Genomic DNA, 13,716 nt, shown 5'->3' with positions numbered 1-13,716 from the left:
AAATCAAAAAAGGGTTATTCGCGTCTCTCTCTAATCACTCCATCGCAACACAGGAGTGAACAAGATGAATGCCCGACTGGAAACCACCGCCCCCGATACGCTGAGCGCCGACCAGGCCATCGGCCAGATCGCCGTGCAGCTGCCCGGCGCCACCGCCGTCTTTCGCCGGCTCAAGCTGGACTTCTGCTGCGGCGGCCAGATCAGCCTGCGCCAGGCGGCGAACGACAGGAACCTGAACCTGCCCGCGCTGCTGGAAGAGCTGGGCACGCTGCAGCGCCCGCGCGCCCTGCCCGAGGCGCAGGAACCTGCGGCGCTGATCGACCACATCCTTGCGCGTTACCACGAGGTGCACCGTGCCCAGCTGCCCGAGCTGATCCGCATGGCGCGCCGGGTGGAAGCCGTGCACCGCGAGAGCCCGGACGTGCCCCGCGGCCTGGCCGATTTCCTGGAACACATGGAACAGGAGCTGCTCTCGCACATGATGAAGGAGGAGCAGGTGCTGTTCCCCATGCTCAAGGCCGGCGGCAATGCCTTTGTGGTGAACCCCATCACGATGATGCGGCACGAGCACACCGACCACGGCGAGGCCCTGGAGCGCCTGGCCGCCCTGACCCACGACGCCACGCCTCCGGCTAGCGCCTGCAACACCTGGCGCGCGCTCTACGCCGGCATCGCCCAGCTCAGCGAAGACCTGATCAACCACATCCACCTGGAGAACAACTTGCTGTTCCCGCAGTTCGAGACGCCGCAGCCGGCGCAGGGCTGCGGCACGGCTTGCGGCTGCAGCTGAGACCCGCTCCCCGCGCCTCGCCAGCCCCGCCGCTGGCGCAGGGCGCGTGCATGGGTTAACCTTGCCTCCAGCAAGACGACCCATGTCCATCCAGTTCCTGATCTTCGGCCAACACCTCGCGCGCAGCACGCGCGGACGGCCCTGCGCGCCTCCGGCTCGCGGCTGAACACCCACGTGGCGTGCTCCGGCACGCTGGCTGATCATTTTTCTGGAGACCTCTCATGGCTGATCTGTTCGACAACCCCATGGGCCTGTGCGGCTTCGAGTTCGTGGAATTCGCCTCGCCCGCCCCCAACACCCTGGAGCCCCTGTTCGAGAAGATGGGCTTCTCCCTGGTGGCGCGCCACCGCAGCAAGGACGTGCTGCTCTACCGTCAGGGCCACATCAACTTCATCGTGAACCGTGAACCGCGCAGCCTGGCCGGCTACTTTGCCGCCGAGCATGGCCCCAGCGCCTGCGCCATGGCCTTTCGCGTGCGCGACTCCCATAAGGCCTACGCCCGTGCGCTGGAACTGGGCGCGCAGCCGGTGGAGGTACCCACCGGCCCCATGGAACTGCGCCTGCCGGCGATCAAGGGCATCGGCGGTGCGCCGCTCTACCTGATCGACCGCTTCGAGGACGGCAAGAGCATCTACGACATCGACTTCGAGTTCATCGAGGGCGTGGACCGGCACCCGCGCGGCCACGGCTTCAAGGTGATCGACCACCTGACGCACAACGTCTACCGCGGCCGCATGGCCTTCTGGGGCGCCTTCTACGAGCGCATCTTCAACTTCCGCGAGATCCGCTATTTCGACATCCAGGGCGAGTACACGGGCCTGACCAGCCGCGCCATGACGGCACCCGACGGGCTGATCCGCATTCCGCTCAACGAGGAGTCGGGCCGCGGCACGGGGCAGATCGAGGAGTACCTGATGAAGTTCAGCGGCGAGGGCATCCAGCACATCGCCCTGCTGACGGACAACCTGCTGGAGAGCGTGGACGCGCTGCAGATGGCCGGCATTCCGCTGATGACGGCGCCCAACGACATCTACTACGACATGCTGGCCGAGCGCCTGCCCGGCCACGGCGAACCGGTGCCTGAACTGCAGGCACGCGGCATTTTGCTGGACGGCTCCACCAGGGACGGCAAGCCGCGCCTGCTGCTGCAGATCTTTTCCGAGACGCTGCTGGGCCCGGTGTTCTTCGAGTTCATCCAGCGCAAGGCCGACGAAGGCTTCGGCGAAGGCAACTTCAAGGCCCTGTTCGAGAGCCTGGAGCGCGACCAGATCCGCCGCGGCGCGCTGAAGGTGGGGGGCTGAACGCGGGGTTCAGGCCTGGGTCTGCTGCTGCGCCAGCCAGTCCTGCAGCGGCACCGGCCGTGCGTACAGGTAACCCTGCAGGCTGGGACAGCCGCTGTTGCGCAGGTAGTCGGCCTGGGCCCGGGTTTCCACGCCTTCGGCCACCACGTGCAATGAGAAGTTGCGCGCGATGGACAGCACGGTCTCGACGATGCCGCGCGCGTGTGCATCATCGGGCAGGCCCTGCACGAAGCTGCGGTCGATCTTGAGCTCGTACAGCGGCATGCGGTTCAGATAGGCCAGGCTGGAGTAGCCGGTGCCGAAGTCGTCGATGGAAAAGCGGATGCCCAAGTCCGCCAGCTCGCGCATGCGTGCCAGCATGGTCTCGACGTTTTCCACCAGATGGCCTTCGGTCACCTCGAAGATGAGCCGGTCCGCGGGAGCCCCGGTATCGGCCAGCACACGACGCACCTGCGCCACGAAATCCGCCTCGCGCAGCTGGCGCGGGCTGATGTTGATGGACAGGGGCATGGTGTGCCCGGCCTGCGTCAGCATGACCAGCATGCGGCAGCCCTGGACCAGCACCCAGTGCCCCAGCTCCAGGATCAGGCCGGTGGACTCGGCCAGGGGGATGAACTGCGCCGGCGACACGAAACCGCGCACGGGGTGCTTCCAGCGCAGCAGCAGCTCGGCGCCGCAGGGCAGGCCGGCCACATCGACCTGGGTCTGCAGGTGCATGGCGAGCTGGTCCAGGTCGATGGCATGCTTGAGGTCGAATTCCAGCGCCAGCCGCTCCTGCACCTCGGCGTGCATGGCCGGCTCGTAGAAGGCGATGGCATTGCGGCCAGAGGCCTTGGCGCGGTACATGGCCGTATCGGCCTCGCGCAGCAGGTCGTCCACCGAGCGGCTCATCGGCGTGAGCAGGGTCACGCCGATACTGCAGCCCGAGGCATAGACCTGGCGCTCCAGCTCCACCGGCTGCTGCAGGGCCTTGCGGATCTTCTCGGCCACGCCCAGCGCCACCAGGCCGGCCTCGTGGGTGTCGCTGCCCACATGGGGCAGCAGGATGACGAATTCATCGCCGCCGATGCGCGCCACCGTGTCCTGCTCGCGCAGCAGGCTGCGCAGGCGTTCGGCCACCCGCTGCAGCAGGGCATCGCCCACGGCGTGGCCGCTGGCATCGTTGACGTTCTTGAAGTGGTCCAGGTCCAGGAACAGAACGGCGGTGCAGGCGCCCGAGCGCTGCGCGGTGTGCAGGGCCACGGCCAGCCGGTCCATCAGCAGGCGCCGGTTGGGCAGGTCCGTCATGGGGTCGTAGAAGGCCAGGCGGTGGATGCGCGCCTCGTTCTCGCGGCGCTCGGTGATGTCGACGAAGCTCACGCGCAGCTGCCGGCGCCGGTCCGAGGGCATCTGCAGCAGGTTCATCTCGCACAGCACGTCAGCGCCGCCCGTCACCGGGCGCACGCGGCACTCCTGCACCACGTGCTGCCCGCGCGGCAGGGTGGCGAGGATGGTGTCGAGGAAGCGCTGCACCGACATCCCGTCAGGCTGGACCGCATCCGGCGCGAAGAAACGCATGAGGTCGGAGCGCAGGATGTCGGCACGCGGGCAGGCAAACAGCAGTTCCGCCTTGCGGTTGGCGTCCACGCACAGGCCCGAGTCCAGGTCGTACACGACGATGGCCTCGGGCGCGTTCTCCACCAGCATCTTGACGCTGGCCTCGCTCTCCAGGGCCTGCTGTTCGGCCAGGCGGCGGCGCCGGTTCTGCAGGGTCAGGGTCACCACCATGCCCGACAGCACGAGCAGCGCGGCGCCGGTGGCCAGCACCACATTGCGGTGCTCCTCGTACAGGCTGCGCGGGCGGTGGATGATGACGCTGTCGGGCGGCAGGGCCGAGGTGTCGGCGCCCCAGCGCTGCAGTTGCGCCCAGTCGAACATGGGCACGCTGCGGCTGGGCAGCGGGGTGACGGCTTCCTGGAGCTGCAGCCGGCCCAACACGATGTCATGGCCCAGGCGCGCGGCGCGCTCGCCCTCGGTGCCGATGGCGTACATCATGCCGCCCACGCTGGACTCGACACCGAACTTGGTGTCGAACAGGTAGAAGGTGGGCACGCTGGTCACGCGCGAGAACGCCACGCCGACATCGGCCGAGCTGAAGGTCTGGCCGGCGGCGTCGCGGTTGAAGGTGGTGCGCAGCACGATGGTGCCGGCCGGGAGCTGGGCCAGGCGCTGCAGGATCTGCTCGTAGCTCAGCTCATTGGTGTAGTCGAACTGCAGCCGCCCCTGCCAGCGCGGCGCCAGGGCCTCCAGTTCGCGACGCGCCGCCAGGTCCGGCACACCCGTGCCGCCCAGCACCAGCACCTTGCGGGTGGCCGGAAAAAGCTTGAGGGCGATGTCCAGGGTGCCGGCGTAGTCGAAGCTGACGTCCTGGCGCAGGAAGCGTCGCCCGCTCTGGCTGGCTTTCTCGGCACTGATGGTGGCGTTGGAGGCGATCACCGGCGCCGCCGGGCTCAGGGATGGCAGTTCTTCGAGCAGGAAATTGAGCGGCGTCTGCTGGAAGGTGACGATCAGGTCCAGCGGGCGGTTCGCGTATTTGTGCAGCAGCAGGTCGCGGTTGAGCTTGCGGTAGGCCGGGTCCGGGTTGCGCGCCAGGTCCAGGTACTCCACATAGACCCGCTCGGTCGACATGCCCTGTTCCCGCCAGGTGGCCACGAAGCTGGCGACATAGGCATCCACGCCGGGTCGGCCATACCCGGGCTGCAGCAGCAGCAGCACCTGCTTGCCGCTGTCCGCTGCGGGCCGGGGCGCCTGGGCCTGCACCTGGCCCGCGGCGCAAACCAGCAGCCAGGCCAGCAGCAGGCTGCGGCGCACGGCCACACCGGCACACCAGCGCAAGAGACGGACGGTACCCATGGCGGCAATGGTACATGGGGCGCCCCGCCCCCGGAAAGGGGCCTGACGCCCCTGCGGTGCAGACAGCCTCAGGCCGCCGTCAGCACCCGGTTGCGGCCCTGGTCCTTGGCGAGATACAAGGCCACGTCGGCCTCTTTCAGCAGGGCCTCGGCCTGCTCGGCGCGCTGCACGAGGCCGGAGGCCACGCCGATACTGACGGTGACCACGGGGGCGACCGGTGAATGTTCGTGCGGCATGCCCCGCACCTGGACGGCGGTGCGGATGCGCTCGGCGACGACCCGCGCCTCGGCCGCCGTTGCGCCGGGCAGCACGAGCACGAACTCCTCGCCGCCGTAACGCGCCACCAGCTCGCCGGAGCGGCGCACCTCGGCCGCCAGGATGGCCGCCACCTGGCGCAGGCAGACGTCCCCCGCCTGGTGGCCATAGTGGTCGTTGTAGGCCTTGAAGTGGTCCACGTCGATCAGGGCCAGGGCCAGCGGCAGGCCCAAACGGGCCGCGCGCTGCCATTCGGCCGCCCAGACCTCGTCGAAGCGGCGCCGGTTGGCCAGGCCGGTCAGGGCGTCGGTGCTGCTGAGCGCGGCCAGCTGTGCGTTGGCCGCCTGCAGCTCGGCCGTGCGCTCACGCACGCTGGCCTCCAGCTGCTCGTTGGCGGTTTCGATGGTCTGCTGCAGGCGGGCCTGCGCGGCCACTTCGCTGCGCAGGCGGCGCGAGAACATCAGGCCCACCCAGACCAGCAGGCCCAGTGCGGCCAGGCGCAGGCCGTAGGTCAGCTGGCGCATCTGCTCCAGCCGGCGGGCGCGTTCGGCCAGCTCATCGCTTAGCGCGCTGATGACGGATTCGGTGGTGATCTCGTAGATCTTCTTGGCCAGCACGTAGTCTTCCTCGAAGAGCACGGCGCGCGCCCGGCGCCAGTTGCCCGCACGCATGTGGCGCAGGGAGCGCGCCTCGGTGGCGCGCAGGCCCTGCTGCAGTTCGAGCAGCACGGAAATGTCGCCCGAGAGTTCCAGTTCGCGGCTGAGTTCGGCCACGGCACCGACCGTGGTGGTGAGCTGTTCGTCCACGCTGTCGTAACGGCTCACGCGCAGCAGCTTCTCTTCCAGCACCGCACCGCTGAGCAGGCTGGTGAGCTCCTGCTCCAGCCGCACGATGCGTTCCAGGCGCGTGCTGATGCCCAAGTGGCGCACGTGCATGTCCTCGCTGCGCACGTCGACATACAGCCCCAACACAAAGGTCAGGACCAGGATGGCCACGGCGATGTAGGTACTGCCCAGGTATCTCATGTTCGAGTTCTTGTGAGTCCAGGGGAAGAGCGCTCCCGAGAAACGCAGAGGCCATTTTGCAGGCCCGGGCGGCGCCTGAAAAAAATTTATCGGCACAATTCCACAATACCGCGTACAATCCGCACGTTGCTGCAATTTGCTTACCTTTGCAGCAGCTGTTGTCTGACTTGGTTCGCGGCACCTACAAGCCGCCCGCCTCACCCTCTGGCCGCTCTCACCGGCCCCGGTCGTCAAACTCCCCTTCTCTGCGGCGAGCCCTATCCCCGGTCTGTCTTTCTATCCCTGGACCGGACACCCGAGCGGCGTGTGCCGCAACGTCCAGCCCCTGGGCTGACGGTTGACCCTGATCCTTGTACGCGCGACGATACGCGCGCCTTTTTAGTTTTGATGAATACCACCCTAGAAAAAGCATTCTCGGTGGGCAAGTACCTTGTCTCACCCCTTACCCGTACCACTGAGTCGGGCCAGTACACGGCATCCGTGTCCATCCGTAGCGGCAGCGGCCGCGGCACCTCAGACCGCGTGTACCGTTTCGTCCCGGAATTCGACACCCGCGAAGGTGCCCTGCAGTACGCTGTGGCCGAAGGCCACAGCTGGCTGCAACAGCGCCAGTGCGCCGCCTGACCCCACATCACTGTCACATACCACGAGGAACCCCCCATGGCCAAGGAAGAACTGATCGAGATGGAAGGCAAGGTTGATGAAGTCCTGCCCGATTCGCGCTTTCGCGTGACGCTGGACAACGGCCACAGCCTGATCGCCTACACCGGCGGCAAGATGCGCAAGCACCATATCCGCATCCTGGCAGGCGACAAGGTGTCGCTCGAACTCTCGCCCTATGACCTGGGCAAGGGCCGCATCACCTTCCGCCACCTCCCTCCCCGCACCGGCGGCGCACCCGCGCCCGCACGGCGCACGTTTCGTTGACCATCCATCCGGACGGTCATTCCCCTGCGTCACAAGTTGCATTGCGACCCACGGCGCGTTTTTAGAAAGGCTCAATCATGAGCAGCAAACTTTATGTCGGTAACCTCTCCTACTCGGTGCGGGACGACGATCTTCAGCAAAAATTCGGTGAGTTTGGTTCGGTTCAATCCGCCAAGGTCATGATGGACCGCGACAGCGGCCGCTCCAAGGGCTTCGGCTTCGTGGAAATGTCCAGCCCGGCAGAAGCCGAAGCTGCCATCCGCGGCATGAACGGCCAGAACGTTGACGGCCGCGACATGGTCGTGAACGTCGCCCGTCCGATGGAACCCCGCACCGGTGGTGGCGGCGGCTTCGGCGGCGGTGGCGGCGGCCGTCGTGAAGGCGGTGGCGGCGGTGGTGGTGGTTACGGCGCTGGCCGCACCAACCGCTACTGAAGTCTCCCCACTTCAATGAAAAACCGGCCCCTGGGCCGGTTTTTTCATGCCCGCTGCACATCCAGCCGGACGGGTAAGATCACGCCCTCAAACTTGGAGAGTTGGCAATGATCAGGTTCAGCGACGAACACGTGTGGGTGCGGGTGGAAGGCGAGACGGGCGTGGTGGGCATCACCGTACACGCGCAGGACACGCTGGGCGACATTGTCTTCGTGGAACTGCCCGCCGTGGGCAAGGTGCTGGCCGCCGGCGAGATCGCCGGCGTGGTGGAGTCGGTCAAGGCCGCGGCCGATGTTTATGCCCCAGTCAGCGGCACCGTCACCGAGGTCAACGAGACCCTGCGCGCCGACCCGGCCCTGGCCAACAGCGAGCCCCTGGGCGCGGGCTGGTTCTACAAGCTCAAGCTCTCGCATCCGCAGGAGCTGGACGCCCTCATGGACGAGGCGGCCTACGCCAAGTTCAGCGCCTGACTCCGCGCTGACGCACAGGCCCCTGGCCGGGCACTGTCTTCATCCTGTCATCTTGCTGCCTTAAAAACCGGGGCAGGCCCGGTCGCTTGACCGGCGTTTTTTCATTCCACCCCGGTACAGCAGCATCATGGCCAAAGACTTTTCCAGCATGGAGAACAGCAACTGTTCTTCCAACCCCGACATCCACACGATTTCCGCATTGAGCCGGCGCACCGTGCTGCAAGGCGGCCTGGGCGCGGCGGTCAGCCAGCTGCTGGCCCCGCTGGCCGGCGCCTCGGCCCTGGCCGGCTGCGCCAGCATGGGCAGCGGGCCCCTGCTGGGTTTCAAGAGCGTGCCGGTCTCGACCGCCGACACGGTCACCGTGCCCGAGGGTTACAGCGCGCAGGTGATCGCGCCCTGGGGTGAACCGGTTGGCCTGTCGGGCGAGAACCCGGCTTTCCGCGACGATGCCTCCAACAGCGCCGCCCAACAGGCCGCGCAGATGGGCATGCACCACGACGGCATCCACTACTATCCGATCGAGGGATCGTCGCACGGACTGCTGGTGATGAACCACGAGTACACCGACGAAGGCCTGCTCTTCCCGGACGGTTTCCAGAACTGGTCGGCCGAGAAGGTGCGCAAGGCCCAGGCCGCGCACGGCGTGTCCGTCATCGAGGTGGAAAACAAGAACGGCCAGTGGCAGATGGTGAAGCCCTCGCCCTGGGCGCGCCGCATCACGGCCAGTACGCCGATGAGCGTGAGCGGGCCGGCCGCCGGCCACGCGCTGATGCAGACCGCCGCCGACCCCAGCGGGCGCCGGGTGCTGGGCACTATCAACAACTGCGGCAGCGGCATCACGCCCTGGGGCACCTACCTCAGCTGCGAAGAGAACTTCATCAACTACTTCAGCGGGGGCGACACGCCCAGCGCGCACGAGAAGCGCTGGGGCCTGCGCAAGGGCGGCAGCGGCTACCGCTGGCACGAACACGATGCGCGCTTCGACGCCACCAAGGAACCCAACGAGCCCAACCGCTTCGGCTGGGTGGTCGAGATCGACCCGATGAACCCGAGCTCCACCCCGGTCAAACGCACCGCCCTGGGACGCTCGGTGCACGAGGGCGCCACGGTGGCCGTCACGAAAGACGGCCGCGCCGTGATCTACATGGGCGAGGATGCGCGCTTCGAATACATCTACAAGTTCGTCAGCCGCGACCGCATCCAGCCCGGCGGCGCCCGGGCCAACGCCGAGCTGCTGGACCACGGCACGCTCTACGTGGCGAAGTTCAACGCCGACGGCAGCGGCCAGTGGCTGCCGCTCACGCACGGCCAGGGCCCGCTGACGGTCGCCAACGGTTTTGCCGACCAGGGCGAGGTGCTGATCAAGAGCCGCCAGGCCAGCGACCTGCTGGGCGCGACCAAGATGGACCGCCCCGAGTGGATCGACGTGGACAAGAACGGCTGGGTCTACTGCACGCTGACCAACAACAGCCGCCGCGGCGCCGACAAGCAGCCGGGCGTGGATGCGATGAACCCGCGCGCCAACAACAGCATGGGCAACATCATCCGCTGGAAGGAAGACGGCGACTTCCACGGTACGACGCTGAAGTGGAACCACTTCGTGCTGGCGGGCGACCCGGCCAACACACGCGCCGAGGCGCGCGGCAATGTGAAGGGTGACCTGTTCGCCTGCCCGGACGGGCTGTGGACCGACGCCCGCGGCGTGCTCTGGATCCAGACCGACATGTCGACCTCGGCCATGGGCAAGGGTGACCTGGTCCGCACGGGCAACAACATGATGCTGGCGGCTGACCCGGCCACGGGCGAGATCCGCCGCTTCCTGACCGGCCCGCGCGGCTGCGAGGTCACGGGCGCCACGGCCACACCCGACGGTCGCACGATGTTTGTCAACATCCAGCACCCCGGCGAGAACCCGGCCGGTCGCAACGATCCGGCCGACCCCGGCAAGTTCTCGACCTGGCCCTCGGGCAAGACCGGTGCGCGCCCGCGCTCGGCTACGGTGGTGATCCGCAAGCGCGATGGCGGCGTTATTGGAAGTTAACCCCCCGAGCGGCTGCGCCGCTCCCCCCTTTCTCGCCTGCGGCGGAAGGGGGGCGCTCCCGGCGGACTGGCAAAGCCAGATCCGCGGGAGCCCTGGATAGGTGTCCCTGGTGTTCAGGCCCCCGGCTACTTCCAGTAGCCCGGATCGGGCAGCTCGTTGAAGACCTTGCGCAGCTGCTCGCCCCAGCGCTCGCGCAGCGAGGCGAAATAGGGGTCCTTGCCGTCGATCAGGGTGCGGCGCTGCACGCGCAAGCTATCTTTTTCATAGCAAAGCAGGTCCAGCGGCAGGCCGACCGAGAGGTTGGACTTCATGGTCGAATCCATGGAGATCAGGCAGCACTTGGCCACTTCGTCCAGCGAGAGCTGCCCGCCGACGACACGATCCAGGATGGGCTTGCCGTACTTGGACTCGCCGATCTGGAAATACGGGGTCTCGGGCGTGGCCTCGATGAAGTTGCCGGCGGAGTAGATGTTGAAGAGGCGCGGCTCCTCGCCCTTGACCTGCCCGCCGAAGATCAGGCTGACGTTGAACTCGATGCCGAAGGCCTTGAGCGATTCGGCGTCACGCGCGTGCACCTTGCGCACGGCGTCACCCACCAGCTTGGCGGCGGAGAACATATTGGGCGCCGAGGCCAGGCTCTTCTCGCCCTGGTTTTCCATCTGCACCCGCAGGCCGCTGGCCACCGACTGGCTGACGGACAGGTTGCCGGCAGTCAGCAACACCATGACGCGCTCGCCCGGCACCTCGTAGACGTGCATCTTGCGGAAGGTGTTGATCTGGTCCACCCCGGCGTTGGTGCGCGAGTCGGACAGGAAGACCAGCCCGTTTTCACGGCGGACGGCGACACAGTAGGTCATGGAGATTCACTCGTGGGATGAAGGCAGCCGCCATCTTAGCGGCCGCCCCGGCATGTCGGGCCCCTGGCTCAGGCGATCTCGGGCATCAAAAAATCACGGCTGATGCGCGCGCCGATGTCGTTCACGCGGTCCAGGAACTGCGTCAGGAAGGCATGCAGGCCGGTGGCGAGGATCTCGTCGATGCGGCCATATTGCAGTTCGGCGCGCAGCTTGCCGGCATGGCGCAGGGTTTCGCTGTCGCTATCGCTGCCCACCAGGTGCAGGTTGCTCACCACCTCGTTCATGCTGGCGTGCAGGGAACGCGGCATGTCGGGGCGCAGGATCAACAGCTCGGCCACGCGCTCGGGCCGGATCACGTCGCGGTAGACCTTGCGGTAGATCTCGAAGCCGCTCACGCTGCGCAGGATGGCGCTCCAGTGGTAGAAGTCGTACTCCTGGTCCTTCTGCTTGCCGTTGCCGAAGAAGTCGCTCTGCACCGCATGGAACTTCACGTCCACCAGGCGCGCGGTGTTGTCGGCGCGTTCGAGGAAGGTGCCCAGGCGCATGAAGTGCAGCGACTCGTCCATCAGCATGGTGCCCACGGCGACACCGCGCGAGAGGTGGGAGCGGAACTTCACCCATTCGAAGAACTGGCCGGGATCGCGCTCGAACTCGCCGTTCTTGAGCATCTGGTTGATCGAGAGCCAGGTCTGGTTCTGGGTCTCCCAGACTTCGGTGGTCAGCGTGCCGCGCACGGCGCGTGCATTCTCGCGCGCGGCGCGCAGGCAGGAGATGATGGACGAGGGGTTGTCCTGGTCGCTGACCATGAACTCCATGACACCCTTGGCCGTGATCTCGCCGTACAGCGCGGTGTAGGACGGCAGCAGCTCGCTGATGGACAGCAGTCCCTGCCAGCCGACCTGGGCCACGGCCGCCGACTGCGGCAGCAGCGAGGTCTCGTAGTTCACGTTGAGCATGCGCGCGGTGTTTTCGGCCCGCTCCGTGTAGCGGTTCATCCAGTAAAGGTGATCGGCGGTACGTGACAACATTCAAATATCTCCTGTGGCCTCAAACACCGCAGGCGCTGCGCGCCTCGCAGTATTTTGGTGAAAGCCGGCCTGCGGCCAGCTTTTCCGCACGCTCGGTGTAGCGGTTCATCCAGTAGAGGTGGTCGGCGGTTCGGCTCAGCATGATGGTCTCCTCTTCAGCGCTTCAGATTTCCAGGATCCAGGTGTCCTTGGTGCCCCCGCCCTGCGAGGAGTTGACGACCAGCGACCCTTCCTTGAGGGCGACACGTGTGAGGCCGCCCGGCACCATCTGCACTTCCTTGCCCGAGAGCACGAAAGGCCGCAGGTCGATGTGGCGCGGGGCAATGCCCTGCTCCACAAAAGTGGGGCAGGTGGACAGGCTCAGCGTGGGCTGGGCGATGTAGTTGCTCGGATTGGCCAGCACGGCCTTGCCGAAGTCCTCGATCTCGGCCTTGGTCGAGGCCGGGCCGACCAGCATGCCGTAGCCCCCGGCGCCGTGCACCTCCTTGACCACCAGGTCCTTGAGGTTGGCCATCACGTACTTCAGGTCCTCCGCGTTGCGGCACATGTAGGTGGGCACGTTGTTGAGGATGGGCTTCTCGCCCAGATAGAACTCGATCATCTTCGGCACATAGGGGTAGATGGACTTGTCGTCCGCCACCCCCGTGCCCACGGCATTGCAGATGGCCACGTGGCCGGCGCGGTAGGCATCCATCAGGCCCGGACAGCCCAGGGTGGACGTGGGGCGGAAGACCCTGGGGTCGAGGAAGTCGTCGTCGACCCGGCGGTAGATCACGTCGACCCGGCGCGGGCCGCGCGTGGTACGCATGTAGACGAAGTTGTCCTTGACGAACAGGTCCTGCCCCTCGACCAGCTCCACGCCCATCTGCTGGGCCAGGAAGGCATGCTCGAAGTAGGCGCTGTTGTACATGCCGGGCGTGAGCACCACCACGGTGGGCTCGGCCGAGGTGCCCGGGCTGGAGGCGCGCAGGGTCTCCAGCAGCAGGTCGGGGTAGTGCGCCACCGGCGCCACGCGATGCGCGCTGAAGAGATCGGGAAAGAGCCGCATCATCATCTTGCGGTCTTCGAGCATATAGCTCACGCCGCTGGGCACACGCAGGTTGTCCTCCAGCACGTAGTACTCGCCTTCACCCTGCGCATTGGGCGCACGCACGATATCGACGCCGCTGATGTGCGAATAGACCTGGTTGGGCACGTCCACGCCCATCATCTCGGGGCGGAACTGCGCGTTGTTCAGAATCTGCTCGGCCGGGATGAGGCCGGCCTTGATGATCTCCTGCCCGTGGTAGACGTCGTGGATGAAGCGGTTGAGCGCGTTCACGCGCTGCACCAGGCCTTGTTCCATGCTGGCCCACTCGCGCGCAGGGATGATGCGCGGGATCAGGTCGAAAGGGATCAGCCGCTCGGTGCCGGCGCCGTCCTCGTCCTTGGCGCCGTAGACCGCGAAGGTGATGCCCACGCGGCGGAAGATCATCTCGGCCTCTTCGCGCCGGGCCTTCATGAGCTCGCTGCTCTGGCGCGCCAGCCACTGGGCGTAGGTGCGGTAGTGTTCCCGCGCCTCTGCTGCGGACGCCCCCCCCTGCGATTGCGAGGAACCCTGCCCGCCGCCCTGGCTCTGGCTTTGCCCGGCAGCTGCCGGTCTGGTGTACATCTCGTCGAATTTCAGCATGGCACCTTCTCCTGCAGGGGATACAGC

Annotated in this window: 13 protein-coding genes; 7 read left to right on the top strand and 6 right to left on the bottom strand. The window is 66.7% G+C overall.

The window, feature by feature from the left end; translation table 11 throughout:
- Nucleotides 1–64: 64 nt before the first annotated feature.
- Together ytfE and hppD are read left to right on the top strand one after the other, a co-directional pair.
- The gene (gene ytfE / locus HTY51_RS05130) at nucleotides 65–790 is read left to right on the top strand and encodes an iron-sulfur cluster repair protein YtfE (RefSeq protein ID WP_174251726.1); all 726 of its coding nucleotides are present in this window, start codon (nucleotides 65–67) and stop codon (nucleotides 788–790) included.
- A 221-nt stretch (nucleotides 791–1,011) separates the two neighbouring features.
- Nucleotides 1,012–2,091: a 4-hydroxyphenylpyruvate dioxygenase gene (gene hppD / locus HTY51_RS05125; protein ID WP_174251725.1), complete on the top strand. Its 1,080-nt coding sequence runs from the start codon at nucleotides 1,012–1,014 to the stop codon at nucleotides 2,089–2,091.
- Between the two features lie 9 nt (nucleotides 2,092–2,100).
- Here hppD and HTY51_RS05120 read toward each other — a convergent pair whose 3' ends face one another.
- On the bottom strand, nucleotides 2,101–4,983 hold the full coding sequence (locus HTY51_RS05120) for a bifunctional diguanylate cyclase/phosphodiesterase (protein ID WP_174251724.1): 2,883 nt from the start codon (nucleotides 4,981–4,983) through the stop codon (nucleotides 2,101–2,103).
- Between the two features lie 68 nt (nucleotides 4,984–5,051).
- On the bottom strand, nucleotides 5,052–6,263 hold the full coding sequence (locus tag HTY51_RS05115) for a diguanylate cyclase (protein ID WP_174251723.1): 1,212 nt from the start codon (nucleotides 6,261–6,263) through the stop codon (nucleotides 5,052–5,054).
- Between the two features lie 387 nt (nucleotides 6,264–6,650).
- Here HTY51_RS05115 and HTY51_RS05110 point away from each other — a divergent pair, with 387 nt between their 5' ends.
- From HTY51_RS05110 to HTY51_RS05090, 5 genes are all read left to right on the top strand, one after another.
- Nucleotides 6,651–6,887 (top strand): hypothetical protein, encoded by a 237-nt coding sequence (locus HTY51_RS05110; RefSeq protein ID WP_174251722.1) that lies wholly within the window; start codon nucleotides 6,651–6,653, stop codon nucleotides 6,885–6,887.
- Nucleotides 6,888–6,923: 36 nt separating this feature from the next.
- Nucleotides 6,924–7,190, top strand: coding sequence for a translation initiation factor IF-1 (gene infA, locus HTY51_RS05105; protein ID WP_174251721.1), 267 nt, complete (start codon nucleotides 6,924–6,926; stop codon nucleotides 7,188–7,190).
- Between the two features lie 77 nt (nucleotides 7,191–7,267).
- The gene (locus HTY51_RS05100) at nucleotides 7,268–7,624 is read left to right on the top strand and encodes an RNA-binding protein (protein ID WP_174251720.1); all 357 of its coding nucleotides are present in this window, start codon (nucleotides 7,268–7,270) and stop codon (nucleotides 7,622–7,624) included.
- Nucleotides 7,625–7,731: 107 nt separating this feature from the next.
- Nucleotides 7,732–8,094 carry a glycine cleavage system protein GcvH gene (gcvH, locus tag HTY51_RS05095; protein ID WP_174251719.1) on the top strand — a complete coding sequence of 121 codons (363 nt, stop codon included), beginning with the start codon at nucleotides 7,732–7,734 and terminating at the stop codon, nucleotides 8,092–8,094.
- A gap of 127 nt (nucleotides 8,095–8,221) precedes the next feature.
- Nucleotides 8,222–10,135, top strand: a complete 1,914-nt coding sequence (locus HTY51_RS05090; RefSeq protein ID WP_174251718.1) for a PhoX family phosphatase — start codon at nucleotides 8,222–8,224, stop codon at nucleotides 10,133–10,135.
- Nucleotides 10,136–10,260: 125 nt separating this feature from the next.
- Here the strand turns inward: HTY51_RS05090 and HTY51_RS05085 are convergent, their stop codons facing one another.
- From HTY51_RS05085 to HTY51_RS05070, 4 genes are all read right to left on the bottom strand, one after another.
- Entirely contained in the window at nucleotides 10,261–10,992 is a 732-nt protein-coding gene (locus HTY51_RS05085; RefSeq protein WP_174251717.1) for a proteasome-type protease, read from the bottom strand.
- Between the two features lie 68 nt (nucleotides 10,993–11,060).
- Nucleotides 11,061–12,020, bottom strand: a complete 960-nt coding sequence (locus HTY51_RS05080) for an alpha-E domain-containing protein (RefSeq protein ID WP_174251716.1) — start codon at nucleotides 12,018–12,020, stop codon at nucleotides 11,061–11,063.
- Nucleotides 12,021–12,039: 19 nt separating this feature from the next.
- Entirely contained in the window at nucleotides 12,040–12,162 is a 123-nt protein-coding gene (locus HTY51_RS05075) for an alpha-E domain-containing protein (protein WP_174251715.1), read from the bottom strand.
- Between the two features lie 21 nt (nucleotides 12,163–12,183).
- Nucleotides 12,184–13,689 (bottom strand): circularly permuted type 2 ATP-grasp protein, encoded by a 1,506-nt coding sequence (locus HTY51_RS05070; RefSeq protein WP_174251714.1) that lies wholly within the window; start codon nucleotides 13,687–13,689, stop codon nucleotides 12,184–12,186.
- Nucleotides 13,690–13,716 lie beyond the last annotated feature (27 nt).

This window comes from Rhodoferax sp. BAB1, assembly GCF_013334205.1.
Classification (GTDB): Bacteria; Pseudomonadota; Gammaproteobacteria; order Burkholderiales; family Burkholderiaceae_C; genus Hylemonella.
Note: the sequence above shows the minus strand (reverse complement) of the source record. Positions and strands in the feature narration are given on the sequence as shown.

Excerpts from the sequence above, each read along its gene's own strand:
- HTY51_RS05100 (WP_174251720.1), top strand. The coding sequence starts at position 7,268 with ATGAGCAGCAAACTTTATGTCGGTAACCTCTCCTACTCGGTGCGGGAC.
- HTY51_RS05115 (WP_174251723.1), bottom strand. The coding sequence starts at position 6,263 with ATGAGATACCTGGGCAGTACCTACATCGCCGTGGCCATCCTGGTCCTG.
- HTY51_RS05120 (WP_174251724.1), bottom strand. The coding sequence starts at position 4,983 with ATGGGTACCGTCCGTCTCTTGCGCTGGTGTGCCGGTGTGGCCGTGCGC.
- HTY51_RS05085 (WP_174251717.1), bottom strand. The coding sequence starts at position 10,992 with ATGACCTACTGTGTCGCCGTCCGCCGTGAAAACGGGCTGGTCTTCCTG.
- infA (WP_174251721.1), top strand. The coding sequence starts at position 6,924 with ATGGCCAAGGAAGAACTGATCGAGATGGAAGGCAAGGTTGATGAAGTC.
- ytfE (WP_174251726.1), top strand. The coding sequence starts at position 65 with ATGAATGCCCGACTGGAAACCACCGCCCCCGATACGCTGAGCGCCGAC.
- HTY51_RS05075 (WP_174251715.1), bottom strand. The coding sequence starts at position 12,162 with ATGCTGAGCCGAACCGCCGACCACCTCTACTGGATGAACCGCTACACC.
- HTY51_RS05090 (WP_174251718.1), top strand. The coding sequence starts at position 8,222 with ATGGCCAAAGACTTTTCCAGCATGGAGAACAGCAACTGTTCTTCCAAC.
- HTY51_RS05110 (WP_174251722.1), top strand. The coding sequence starts at position 6,651 with ATGAATACCACCCTAGAAAAAGCATTCTCGGTGGGCAAGTACCTTGTC.
- gcvH (WP_174251719.1), top strand. The coding sequence starts at position 7,732 with ATGATCAGGTTCAGCGACGAACACGTGTGGGTGCGGGTGGAAGGCGAG.
- hppD (WP_174251725.1), top strand. The coding sequence starts at position 1,012 with ATGGCTGATCTGTTCGACAACCCCATGGGCCTGTGCGGCTTCGAGTTC.
- HTY51_RS05070 (WP_174251714.1), bottom strand. The coding sequence starts at position 13,689 with ATGCTGAAATTCGACGAGATGTACACCAGACCGGCAGCTGCCGGGCAA.
- HTY51_RS05080 (WP_174251716.1), bottom strand. The coding sequence starts at position 12,020 with ATGTTGTCACGTACCGCCGATCACCTTTACTGGATGAACCGCTACACG.